Here is a 10,477-nt window from a genome sequence, read left to right on the forward strand (position 1 = left end):
CGCTACCGGCCTGGCTACACGGCTACAACCATCACCGGCCCCACACCGCGCTCGGCGGCCACCCCCCCCCGCCCACCGCGTCAACAACCTCTGCCGCGGCGACAGCTAGGTGCGCATGCCGACCCCGCGTGCGGGGCGCCGCGGCGGGGTTGTGTAGAGTTCTGCAGGTCCACCGGGGCAGTGCTCGATCCGCCCCGGGAGACCGTGCCGCCCCTTTAGCTCAGTCGGCAGAGCGTCTCCATGGTAAGGAGAAGGTCTACGGTTCGATTCCGTAAAGGGGCTCGAGCAAGGCTGCGTCGAGAGTATGATCAGCCTCGCGAAGCGGTGTAGCTCAGTCGGTAGAGCAAGCGGCTCATAATCGCTGTGTCGCCGGTTCAAGTCCGGCCACCGCTACCAGACAGACCATCTCAGATTCACTAGCAGGAGGCACCCGCGATGGCCAAGGCCACGGACGTACGGCCGAAGATCACGCTGGCCTGCGAAGAGTGCAAGCACCGGAACTACATCACCAAGAAGAACCGGCGCAACGACCCCGACCGGCTCGCCATCAAGAAGTTCTGCCCGAACTGCGGGACGCACCGGGAGCACCGCGAGACCCGCTGAGCGTGCCCGACGAGAGCTGGGTCGGCCGGTCGCTCGAGCCGAGCGAGCCGTACCAGGTCAGCCGCGAGAAGATCCGCGAGTTCGCCATCGCTGTCGGTGAGCACTCGCGGATCTGTCATGAGGTGGCCGCCGCGCGCGCCGCGGGCCACCCCGACGTCGTCGCACCGCCGACGTTCGCCGCGACGATCACCATGCCGCTCATGGAGTCCTTCCTGCGCGATCCCGCCTTCGGCTGGGACTACTCGCGCATGGTGCACGGTGACCAGTCGATCGTCCTGCACCGCCCGATCCGGGGTGGCGACGAGCTGGTCACCGTCGTCCACGTCGACGACCTCACGACCCGCGCCGGCAGCCACATGCTGACGTTGCGTTGCGAGATCGCCGACGTCGACGGGGCCGCGGTCGCGACGACGAAGGCCATGCTCGTCACGCAGGCCGCGTCGTGACCGACTTCTCCGCCGTCGCCAAGGGCGACGAGCTGCCTCCGCTGATCCTGCAGGTCACCCGGGCCGATCTCGTCCGGTACGCGGGCGCGTCGGGCGACTTCAACCCCATCCACTGGAACGACCGCACGGCCGCCGCGGTCGGTCTGCCGGGCGTCATCGCGCACGGCATGCTGACGATGGCGCTCGCCGGCCGGCTCGTCACCGGCTGGGTCGGCGATCCCGCGGCGCTGCGCTCGTACGGTGTGCGGTTCACCCGCCCGGTCGTCGTCCCCGACGACGACGAGGGCGCCACGCTCGAGCTCTCCGGCAAGGTCCGCGACGTCGTCGAGGGCGAGGACGGTTCCCGGATCGCGAAGGTCGACGTCACGGCGAAGTTCGACGGCCGCACCGTGCTCGGCCGCGCGGCCGCCGAGGTCGCCCTACCTGGTTGACATCGGCCGGTCGGCTTGCCCTGACCCTCCCGTGGGTCGATGCTGCGCAGGTCAACGGATCTCCGGATCCGTGTCCGAGCAGTGACCGCCCCAGCGGAGGGAGCACGACCGTGAAGTTCGGCAAGCTCGTGGACAAGGCCTGGGAGGAGAAGTCGGCCGCGGAGATCCTCGCCGCTCCGCCGTCGGCACTCGAGGGCCTCACCGAGAAGCACGACGAACAGCTCGCCGCCCTCGGCATCAAGACGATCCAGGACCTCGCGAACTGGAAGTACGCGAAGCGCGCGGCGGCACTCGCCGCGCTGGCCGACACCGACAAGTAGCCCCACCGACGACGAGGGGCGGACGCCGCACGGCGTCCGCCCCTCGTCGCGTGTGCGGTGCTTACTTGGCCTCGGCCAGCAGCTCGCCCATCCGGGTCACGCCGGTGCGCAGGTCCTCGTCGCCGAGCGCGTAGGACAGCCGGAAGAAGCCCGGCGTGCCGAACGCCTCGCCCGGGACGACGGCGACCTCCGCGTGCTCGAGGATCGCCGCGGCGAGGTCGACGCTGGTGTGCGCGACCGTCCCGCGGATCTCCTTGCCGAGCAGCTCGCCCACGGCCGGGTACGCGTAGAAGGCGCCGCGCGGGGTCGGGCACTGCACCCCCGGGATCGCCGAGAGCAGCTCGACGATGGTGCGCCGCCTGCGGTCGAACGCCGCGCGCATCTCGGCGACCGCGTCGAGCGGGCCGGAGACGGCCTCGAGGGCCGCGCGCTGCGACACGTTGGCGACGTTGGACGACAGGTGGGACTGCAGGTTGCCCGCGGCCTTGATGACGTCGGCCGGGCCGATCATCCAGCCGACCCGCCAGCCGGTCATCGCGTAGGTCTTGGCGACGCCGTTGAGCACGATCGTGCGGTCGGCGATCTCGGGCACCACGACCGGCACCGACGCGGCCTCGGCGCCGTCGTAGACGAGGTGCTCGTAGATCTCGTCGGTGATGACCCAGACGTCGTTCTCCGCGGCCCAGCGGCCGACGGCCTCGGTGAGCTCGCGGGAGGCGACCGCGCCCGTCGGGTTCGACGGCGAGCACCACAGCAGCGCCTTGGTCCTCGGCGTGCGTGCGGCCTCGAGCTGCTCGACCGACGGCAGGTAGTCGGCATCGGGGCCCGTCACGACCTCGACCGGGACCCCGCCCGCGAGCGCGATCGCCTCGGGGTAGGTCGTCCAGTAGGGCGCGGGCAGGATGACCTCGTCGCCCGGGTCGATGATCGTCGCGAACGCCTGGTAGACGGCCTGCTTCCCGCCGTTGGTGACGAGCACCTGGCTCGCGGCGACGTCGAAGCCGCTGTCGCGCTTGGTCTTGACCGCGATCGCCTCGCGGAGCTCGGGCAGCCCGGCGGCGGGGGTGTAGCGGTGGTTCTTCGGGTCGAGGCACGCAGCCTGGGCCGCGGCGACGATCGCGGGCGGCGTCGGGAAGTCCGGCTCGCCCGCGCCGAAGCCGATGACCGGCCGGCCGGCCGCCTTGAGCGCCTTGGCCTTGGCGTCGACGGCAAGCGTGGCGGACTCGGCGATGCCGCCGATCCGTGCGGAGATGCGGTTGCGTGACGTGGTCGAAGCGGTGGCCATGCCGCCATACTCCCCCACGTCGCCCGGCCTGCCGCGCCCGGGTTTCGGAGCCGTGGAGGTGTGCGGTTTCGGGCCGCTCCGGAGGGTGCCGTACACTCGTCTGGCCGGGTACGTCGTGCCGGTGGATCGTGCGTGGAGATCACCTCCGGGTGGTTGCCATGGTGCGTCCGCCGTGGCGACATCGCCAGCCCCGTGGTGGTCCGCCGCCCGCCGGGGCAGGCTTAGGGGTGTAGCTCAACTGGCAGAGCAGCGGTCTCCAAAACCGCAGGTTGCAGGTTCAAGTCCTGTCACCCCTGCCATCGCGACATGCACGGAGTCCAGTACGTACGGTTGTGACAGCGCCGGGCGCTCCGCCCGGTACGGGTGGAGGAAGCGGGCGTGAGCGAGGAGCAGCAGCGGTCCGGGCGCGAGCGTCCGAGCACCGCGGCCGACCGTCGTGGTCGGCGTGCCGCCGCGTCGTCCGCGGGGTCCACCGGGACGCCGGGCAAGGGGCGCGCCACCCCGGTGCGTGACGGCCGGCAGACCAAGGTCTCCGCCCCGAACCGGCTCGCCCGGTTCCTCCGCGAGGTCGTCGCGGAGCTCCGCAAGGTCATCTGGCCGACGCGGAACCAGATGGTCACCTACACGATCGTCGTGCTCGTCTTCGTGTCGTTCATGGTCGCGCTGGTGGCCGGGCTCGACTTCGTGTTCGGGCAGGCGATCGGGGCGGTCTTCGGACCGTGACCGCAGCGGTCGACCACACCGGCCCGCGGACCACCACATCCCCGCGGGCCACGCAGACCAAGGAAGCGAGACGTACGTGACCTCCCCAGACGGCAGCCCGGGCGCGGCCGACACCGACCTCACCGCCGACGAGATCGCGGCGGACGAGGCGGTGATCGACGCCGTGTCCGACGAGACCGACGTGGACGTCGAGGCCGAGTCGGCGAGCGTCCAGGAGGTCGACGCCGAGCTCGCCGACACCGACGAGGCCGACACCGACGAGGCCGACGCCGACGAGTCCGACGACGACGCTGACGACGAGTCCGATGCCGACGACGACGCTGACGACGCCGACGACGAGTCGGTCGCCGACGAGGCCGACGTCGACGAGCTCGCCGCCGACGCAGCCCGCTCCGACGAGGACGAGACGGTCCCCGACGAGGACGGCGCCGTCGTGGCCGAGGGCGGTGACGAGGACACCGACCCCGCCGAGGAGCTGCGCGAGGCACTGCGCCGCGCCCCCGGCGACTGGTACGTCGTGCACTCCTACGCCGGCTACGAGAACAAGGTGAAGTCGAACCTCGAGACGCGGGTGCAGACCCTCGACGTCGAGGACTTCATCTACCAGGTCGAGGTGCCCACCGAAGAGGTCACCGAGATCAAGAACGGGCAGCGCAAGCAGGTGCAGCGCAAGGTGCTGCCCGGCTACATCCTGGTCCGCATGGAGCTCAACGACCAGTCGTGGGGCGCCGTGCGCAACACGCCGGGCGTCACCGGGTTCGTCGGCGCGACGTCGCGGCCCTCGCCGCTGTCGATCGACGACGTGCTGAAGTTCCTGCTGCCCAAGACCGAGCCCGCGAAGAAGGACGCCGCCAAGCCCGGCGCCGCCGCGACGCCCGGCAAGGCCGCGGTCGAGGTCGACTTCGAGGTCGGTGAGTCGGTCACCGTCATGGACGGGCCGTTCGCGACGCTGCCGGCGACGATCAACGAGGTCAACGTCGACGCCCAGAAGCTGAAGGTGCTCGTCTCGATCTTCGGTCGCGAGACGCCCGTCGAGTTGGGCTTCGGCCAGGTCTCGAAGATCTGAGGCAGGCCCGGCACCCACTGAACTCGCGCCCCGGCAGGCAGGTCCGCGGCGCACCCCGAGCAGGGATCGAAGAGGAAAAGAAGAAATGCCTCCCAAGAAGCGGAAGCTCTCCGCGATCATCAAGTTGCAGATCCAGGCCGGCGCGGCCACGCCCGCGCCGCCGGTCGGCCCCGCGCTGGGTCAGCACGGCGTCAACATCATGGAGTTCTGCAAGGCGTACAACGCCGCCACCGAGTCGCAGCGCGGCAACGTGGTGCCCGTCGAGATCTCGGTCTACGAGGACCGGTCGTTCTCGTTCGAGCTGAAGACCCCGCCGGCGGCGAAGCTGCTGCTCAAGGCCGCGGGCGTCGAGAAGGGCTCGGGCGAGCCGCACACCAAGAAGGTCGCCTCGGTGACCATGGACCAGGTGCGGGAGATCGCGCAGACCAAGATGCGCGACCTCAACGCCAACGACATCGACGCCGCCGCCAAGATCATCGCCGGCACCGCGCGCTCGATGGGCATCACCGTCAACGGCTGAGACGGCCGCCTCCGCAGTTGTGGGAGAGCCTGCGCGGCTCGCACCACGATCTGACCAGAACCGAAGGACAGACATGAAGCGCAGCAAGAACTACCGCAAGGCCGCCGAGCTGATCGACCGCGACCGGCTCTACAGCCCGCTCGAGGCGGCGAACCTGGCCAAGGAGACCTCCGCGGAGTCCAAGCAGGACCCCACCGTGGAGGTCGCGATGCGCCTGGGCGTCGACCCCCGCAAGGCCGACCAGATGGTCCGTGGCACCGTGAACCTGCCGCACGGTACGGGCAAGACCGCCCGGGTCATCGTCTTCGCCTCCGGCGACAAGGCCGCCGAGGCCGAGGCCGCGGGTGCCGACGTCGTCGGCGCCGAGGACCTGATCGAGCGCATCCAGGGCGGGTGGCTCGACTTCGACGCCGCCATCGCCGCGCCCGACCAGATGGCCAAGGTCGGCCGCATCGCGCGCATCCTCGGCCCGCGCGGCCTGATGCCCAACCCGAAGACCGGCACCGTCACCCCGGACGTCGCCAAGGCCGTCAACGACATCAAGGGCGGCAAGATCAACTTCCGGGTCGACAAGCAGGCCAACCTGCACCTGGTCATCGGCAAGGCGTCGTTCGACGCCGCCAAGCTGGTGGAGAACTACGGCGCCGCGCTCGACGAGATCCTGCGCGCCAAGCCGTCGGCCGCCAAGGGCCGGTACATCAAGAAGATCACCGTCTCCACCACCTCGGGCCCGGGCATCCCGGTCGACCCGAACCGCACCCGCAACCTCCTCGTGGACGAGGCGCCCAGCGCCTGACGCGAACCTGCTCGCCGACGCCCCCGCCGCCTCCCGCGGCGGGGGCGTCGCCGTGTTCGGGCCCGCCGCGGCGGGGGCGTCGCCGTGCCCGCGTCGAGCGCAACCTCACGGTCGTGCCGCGGCCGGATTTCGACGGTGAGGTTGCGCGGGGGTGGGCGGCCGCAACCTGAGTGCTCCCGGCCGCGGAATCGGCAGCAGTGGGGTTGCGCGCGGCACCGGGGGCACGGCGCCGGGCAGGGTCAGGCCCAGTCGGCGAGCACCGCGTCGACATCGACGGTCGCGCCGCCCGTCGCACCTGCCTCGCCCGGGGTCCGGGAGAACCGCGGGGCCGCCGCGGCCTGCGGGACACCGTTGCGCTCGATGATCGTCTCCCGCGCGGTGACGTGCGGGTGCTGCGCGGCCTCGGCGAAGGTCAGCACCGGGGTGACGCAGGCGTCGGTGGCGGCGAAGACGTCGGCCCACTCGTCGCGGGTGCGGGTCGCGAAGATCTCGGCGAAGCGGGCGTGCACCGCGGGCCAGCTGTCGCGGTCGAGCTGCGGGGGCAGCTCGTCGGCGGTGAGACCGAGGCCGTCGAGCAGCGCGGCGTAGAACTGCGGCTCGATCGCCCCGACGGCCACGTGGCGACCGTCGGCACAGGTGTAGGTGTCGTAGAACGGAGCGTGCCCGTCGAGCATGTTCGAGGAGGGCCGGTCGAGCCAGAGCCGCTGACCCAGCAGCGACCACACCATCTGCACGAGGATGCTCGCGCCGTCGACCATCGCTGCGTCGACGACCTGCCCCTTCCCGGAGCCCTTCGCCTCCCACAGCGCCGCGAGCACGCCGACGAGCAGCAGCATCGAGCCGCCGCCGAAGTCGCCCACGAGGTTGAGCGGGGGAACGGGACGCTCACCCTCGCGGCCGATCGCGTGCAGGGCACCCGTCAGCGAGATGTAGTTGATGTCGTGGCCGGCCCGGTCGGCCAGCGGGCCCTCCTGGCCCCAGCCCGTCACCCGGCCGTACACCAGCCGCGGGTTGCGCTGCAGGCAGACGTCGGGGCCGACGCCGAGCCGCTCCGTCACCCCGGGCCGGTAGCCCTCGATGAGCAGGTCGGCGTGCTCGACCAGACGCAACACCGTCTCGCGGCCCGCCGGGTCCTTGAGGTCGGCGACGACGCGACGCCGCCCGCGCTGCACGACGTCGGCGTCGCTGTCGCCGATCTGCAGGCCGCCGGGGCGGTCGATGCGCACGACGTCGGCGCCGAGGTCGGCGAGGATCATCGCGGCGTGCGGCCCGGGTCCGATCCCGGCCAGCTCGACGACCCGCAGCCCTGCCAGTGGCCCGTTCCCCACGCCCGACTCCCTCGTCTCCGTCGACACCGCCGGCCCTGACCCTAGATCAGCTCACGGCCCGGCACCGGCGGGTGTGGACGGGACCACGTCACGCGACGGCGATCGGGTCGGCGTCGCCGACGACGGGGATGCCGTCGAGGCCCTGCCAAGCGTGCACGAGGCCGTCGAGCGCGGCGTCCATCCGGTCCCGGCGCAGCGTGAAGGGCAGCCGCAGGTTCCGCTCGAAGGCGCCGTCCACGCCGAAGCGGGGACCGGCGGCGAGGAGCACCCCGTGCCGGCGGGCCGCCGAGGCGAGCCTGCTCGACGCGGGGGTGCCCAGGTCGATCCACAGGCTGAGGCCGCCGCCGGGGCGTGTCGCGGTCCACGTGGGGAACAGCTCGGCGAGGCGGCCCCGGAGATGGTCGCGGGCGGCGAGCAGTTCGGTGCGCCGGGTCGCGGCGACCGCGGCGATGTCGTCGATCAGCCGGGCCGCGAGCAGGTGGCTGATGACGGAGCCGCCCAGGTCGATCGCCGGGCGGACCGAGGCGAGCCTGCGGATCGTCGTGGCCGACGCCCGGATCCAGCCGACCCGCAGCCCACCCCAGAAGATCTTGCTCGCCGAGCCGATACTGATGACCAGCGACGACTCCGCCGCACCGCCGTGGACGGCGAAGGGCAGCGGCTGCGGGACCGACAGTGGCAGCTCGCTGAGCGTCTCGTCGACGACGAGCGTCGTACCCGTCCGGCGGGCGAGCGCGATCACGGCCTCGCGGTCGTCGCCGGACATGAGATGACCCGTCGGGTTCTGGAAGTCGGGGATCAGGTAGGCCAGCCGGGGCGCGGCGTCGCGGACCCCGGCGGTGAGCTGGTCGAGGTCCCAGCCGTCGGCGGCGAGCTGGACGGGCACCGGCCGGCCGCCGCGTACGCGGATCGCATCGAGCGCGTTGGGGTACGTCGGGTGCTCGACGAGTACCCGGTCGCCCGCGTTGACCAGTGCGTTGAGGACGAGCGCGATCGCGTTCTGGGCGCCGGAGGTCACGAGGATCTGGTCGGCGGTGGTCGGCAGGCCGCGCTCGGTGTACCGGCGGGCGATGGCGTCGCGCAGCACGGGCAGCCCGGTGACCTCGTAGCCGTGGCTGGTCAGGTGGACGTCGAGGTCGTTGACGGCGGCGGCCGCAGCGGCCCGCACGACGTCGAGGGGCGCGGGCAGCGCGGCGAAGGCCAGGTCGTGGATCGAGTCGTCGTTGATCGGGGTGAACGCGCCGAGCGTCGACGGCTGGCCCGGCCGGGCGTCGGGGAGCCGCGTCCAGCTCCCGGAACCGCGACGGCTGTGCAGGAACCCGTTCTCGCGCAACGACTCGTACGCATGCGCGACGGTCGTGCGACTCACGTCGAGAGCGGCGGCGAGCTCGCGCTCCGCGGGGACGCGGGTGCCCAGGGCGAGGCGACCGTCGAGGACGAGGAGCCGGACCTGGTCGGCGAGCGCGGCGGCCAGGGCCCGGCCGTCGGGCGGGCGCCACTGGCCGAGCAACCGCGCGAAGCTGTGCGCGCCGATGCGCCGTTCGAGGTCGTCTGCGGGCATGAAGGCCACTCTCTGGTAATTGGCTTTACAAGACCAGGCCAATTCTACGCATCATGGTGGCATGACGACACTACTGGTCCTTGTTCTGGTCATGGCGGTACTGAGCGCGGCGGCCACCCGCTACGGCGCGGACAGCCGCGACGGCGACGGCCGGACGTCGAGCCTCACGGGTGAACGAATACCTCGACGGCGGCACTTCCTCCGCGACGACCTGGCCGCGATCGGCGCGCGCATCGCCCGGGCCGCGACCCGGCCCCAGCGCACCCCCGACGAGCGGGCGCTCGTCCGGGGCGCCCGGAACGACGTCGACAGGAGTCAGGGCGTCCAGTCCCAGTACCCGCGGGCGAAGACCTCGACGGCGTGACCGGCGCGGTCACGGCGCTCGGCGGTGAAGTGGTAGCGACCCGGCTGCCAGCGGTCGTGCACCGCGACGGCCGCCAGGTGGTCGTGCGCCCACTGCTCCCACACCAGGGTCTGTGTGGGCAACGGGTCGGGCACGTCGCACTCGATGTCGGTGAAGGGGTGCAGGTGGCCGCGCAACGGTGTCCACATCTGCACGTCCAGCCAGACCACGTCCATGATCGCCTCCGCCGCCGAGTATCGGCACGGCGGAGGCGCTCGCGCGCTGGATCACCGGAACGGGTGGCGCGCGTCCCCCGGCGGGGACCGATCCGTCAGGCGTCGAGCAGGTCCGCCCGGCCCGCGTCCTGCAGGCTCTGGCGGTAGGGCCCGAACAGGCCCTTGGCCAGCGGCAGAACCGTGAGCAGCTTCGCGACGGGCCCCTTCGCCCGCACCTGCCCCTTGGCCAGCGCGACCGGCAGCACGACCTTGCCCAGCCAGAAGCGGTTGCCGGTGTCGGCCGACATGAACAGCTCGACGTTGGGATCCGGCCCCTGGCCCGCGCCGGTGTACAGCTCGGCGTTCGGCATGTCGACGGTGATCACCGCGTCCGGATCGGTGTAGGTCACCCGCAGCACGACGCCCGACGGCTTCAGCTTGGCGACGAGGTCCGGATCCTGCATGCCGATCCGGAACACCCCACCCAGGAAGCGGTAGACCTCGTCCTCGTTCTCGAAGGCCGCCACGACGCGACTCCTCCCCGTCGACTGCCGGGCAGTGTGGCCGACGAGGTGCCCGCGGCACGACTCCTCGATCGGGCCACGGTTGGCCCGCCCGGGCCTGTGAGTGGCGATGGTCGCCCTGACAGTCGCCATGGCGACCTTCGGCACTCACGACGCCTCCGTGCGCCCGCCGGTGCTCTGCCGGAGCCGCGTGCCCGCCTTCCGGCGGCGCCGTGCAGCCGTCGCGCGCCCCCCGCCCGGCGGCGCTGGGGTTGAGAGAGTGTTGTAGAACCTCGGTGGTCAGTCTTTGAGGTCTTCTGCTAGTCGGCGGGCGGCT

At 71.9% G+C, this 10,477-nt stretch carries 14 protein-coding genes and 3 tRNA genes; 12 read left to right on the top strand and 5 right to left on the bottom strand.

The genetic code is table 11. The features are described 5' to 3' along the window. Nucleotides 1–209: 209 nt before the first annotated feature. From PSD17_RS01800 to PSD17_RS01825, 6 genes are all read left to right on the top strand, one after another. A tRNA-Thr gene (locus PSD17_RS01800) sits at nt 210–282 on the top strand. 38 nt (nt 283–320) lie between these two features. Beyond that, a tRNA-Met gene (locus PSD17_RS01805) sits at nt 321–396 on the top strand. A 39-nt stretch (nt 397–435) separates the two neighbouring features. Further along, on the top strand, nt 436–603 hold the full coding sequence (gene rpmG, locus PSD17_RS01810) for a 50S ribosomal protein L33 (protein WP_013677504.1): 168 nt from the start codon (nt 436–438) through the stop codon (nt 601–603). Nucleotides 604–605: 2 nt separating this feature from the next. After that, nucleotides 606–1,049, top strand: coding sequence for an FAS1-like dehydratase domain-containing protein (locus PSD17_RS01815; protein ID WP_158703522.1), 444 nt, complete (start codon nt 606–608; stop codon nt 1,047–1,049). Beyond that, the gene (locus tag PSD17_RS01820) at nt 1,046–1,480 is read left to right on the top strand and encodes a MaoC family dehydratase (RefSeq protein ID WP_013677502.1); all 435 of its coding nucleotides are present in this window, start codon (nt 1,046–1,048) and stop codon (nt 1,478–1,480) included. Before PSD17_RS01815 ends, PSD17_RS01820 begins: the two co-directional genes overlap by 4 nt. Nucleotides 1,481–1,590: 110 nt before the next feature. Continuing rightward, nucleotides 1,591–1,800: a hypothetical protein gene (locus PSD17_RS01825; protein WP_013677501.1), complete on the top strand. Its 210-nt coding sequence runs from the start codon at nt 1,591–1,593 to the stop codon at nt 1,798–1,800. A 61-nt stretch (nt 1,801–1,861) separates the two neighbouring features. On the opposite strand, the gene PSD17_RS01830 is transcribed toward PSD17_RS01825, so the two are convergent. Next, nucleotides 1,862–3,085 carry a pyridoxal phosphate-dependent aminotransferase gene (locus PSD17_RS01830; protein WP_103383198.1) on the bottom strand — a complete coding sequence of 408 codons (1,224 nt, stop codon included), beginning with the start codon at nt 3,083–3,085 and terminating at the stop codon, nt 1,862–1,864. Between the two features lie 223 nt (nt 3,086–3,308). On the opposite strand from PSD17_RS01830, the gene PSD17_RS01835 reads away from it, so the two are divergent. The 5 genes from PSD17_RS01835 (at nt 3,309) to rplA (ending at nt 6,190) form a co-directional block, all read left to right on the top strand. Then, nucleotides 3,309–3,384: transfer RNA gene (locus PSD17_RS01835), tRNA-Trp, on the top strand. Between the two features lie 79 nt (nt 3,385–3,463). After that, on the top strand, nt 3,464–3,808 hold the full coding sequence (secE, locus tag PSD17_RS01840) for a preprotein translocase subunit SecE (protein WP_013677499.1): 345 nt from the start codon (nt 3,464–3,466) through the stop codon (nt 3,806–3,808). 76 nt (nt 3,809–3,884) lie between these two features. After that, complete coding sequence (gene nusG, locus PSD17_RS01845) at nt 3,885–4,874, top strand: transcription termination/antitermination protein NusG (RefSeq protein WP_339121083.1); 990 nt, start codon at nt 3,885–3,887, stop codon at nt 4,872–4,874. 85 nt (nt 4,875–4,959) lie between these two features. After that, on the top strand, nt 4,960–5,394 hold the full coding sequence (rplK, locus tag PSD17_RS01850) for a 50S ribosomal protein L11 (RefSeq protein WP_013677497.1): 435 nt from the start codon (nt 4,960–4,962) through the stop codon (nt 5,392–5,394). A 73-nt stretch (nt 5,395–5,467) separates the two neighbouring features. Further along, a complete protein-coding gene (gene rplA / locus PSD17_RS01855; protein ID WP_013677496.1) occupies nt 5,468–6,190 on the top strand; it encodes a 50S ribosomal protein L1 in 723 nt (240 codons plus the stop codon). A gap of 239 nt (nt 6,191–6,429) precedes the next feature. Here the strand turns inward: rplA and PSD17_RS01860 are convergent, their stop codons facing one another. Both PSD17_RS01860 and yczR read right to left on the bottom strand, forming a co-directional pair. Then, nucleotides 6,430–7,518, bottom strand: a complete 1,089-nt coding sequence (locus PSD17_RS01860) for a CaiB/BaiF CoA transferase family protein (protein WP_013677495.1) — start codon at nt 7,516–7,518, stop codon at nt 6,430–6,432. Between the two features lie 88 nt (nt 7,519–7,606). Continuing rightward, nucleotides 7,607–9,079 carry a MocR-like transcription factor YczR gene (yczR, locus tag PSD17_RS01865; protein ID WP_339121085.1) on the bottom strand — a complete coding sequence of 491 codons (1,473 nt, stop codon included), beginning with the start codon at nt 9,077–9,079 and terminating at the stop codon, nt 7,607–7,609. A gap of 61 nt (nt 9,080–9,140) precedes the next feature. On the opposite strand from yczR, the gene PSD17_RS01870 reads away from it, so the two are divergent. Continuing rightward, a complete protein-coding gene (locus PSD17_RS01870) occupies nt 9,141–9,443 on the top strand; it encodes a hypothetical protein (RefSeq protein WP_339121086.1) in 303 nt (100 codons plus the stop codon). Here the strand turns inward: PSD17_RS01870 and PSD17_RS01875 are convergent. Both PSD17_RS01875 and PSD17_RS01880 read right to left on the bottom strand, forming a co-directional pair. Then, nucleotides 9,395–9,658, bottom strand: a complete 264-nt coding sequence (locus PSD17_RS01875) for a hypothetical protein (RefSeq protein ID WP_339121088.1) — start codon at nt 9,656–9,658, stop codon at nt 9,395–9,397. The genes PSD17_RS01870 and PSD17_RS01875 overlap by 49 nt on opposite strands. Before the next feature lie 95 nt (nt 9,659–9,753). Beyond that, on the bottom strand, nt 9,754–10,164 hold the full coding sequence (locus PSD17_RS01880; RefSeq protein WP_165965822.1) for a sterol carrier protein: 411 nt from the start codon (nt 10,162–10,164) through the stop codon (nt 9,754–9,756). Nucleotides 10,165–10,477: the final 313 nt, after the last annotated feature.

The sequence above is a fragment of the Pseudonocardia sp. D17 genome, from assembly GCF_036984265.1.
GTDB classification, from domain to species: Bacteria; Actinomycetota; Actinomycetes; order Mycobacteriales; family Pseudonocardiaceae; genus Pseudonocardia; species Pseudonocardia benzenivorans.

Bases quoted from the DNA above. Each gene is read 5' to 3' on its own strand.
- rpmG (WP_013677504.1), top strand. From the start codon at position 436: ATGGCCAAGGCCACGGACGTACGGCCGAAGATCACGCTGGCCTGCGAA.
- yczR (WP_339121085.1), bottom strand. From the start codon at position 9,079: ATGCCCGCAGACGACCTCGAACGGCGCATCGGCGCGCACAGCTTCGCG.
- rplK (WP_013677497.1), top strand. From the start codon at position 4,960: ATGCCTCCCAAGAAGCGGAAGCTCTCCGCGATCATCAAGTTGCAGATC.
- PSD17_RS01875 (WP_339121088.1), bottom strand. From the start codon at position 9,658: ATGGACGTGGTCTGGCTGGACGTGCAGATGTGGACACCGTTGCGCGGC.
- PSD17_RS01830 (WP_103383198.1), bottom strand. From the start codon at position 3,085: ATGGCCACCGCTTCGACCACGTCACGCAACCGCATCTCCGCACGGATC.
- rplA (WP_013677496.1), top strand. From the start codon at position 5,468: ATGAAGCGCAGCAAGAACTACCGCAAGGCCGCCGAGCTGATCGACCGC.
- PSD17_RS01870 (WP_339121086.1), top strand. From the start codon at position 9,141: ATGACGACACTACTGGTCCTTGTTCTGGTCATGGCGGTACTGAGCGCG.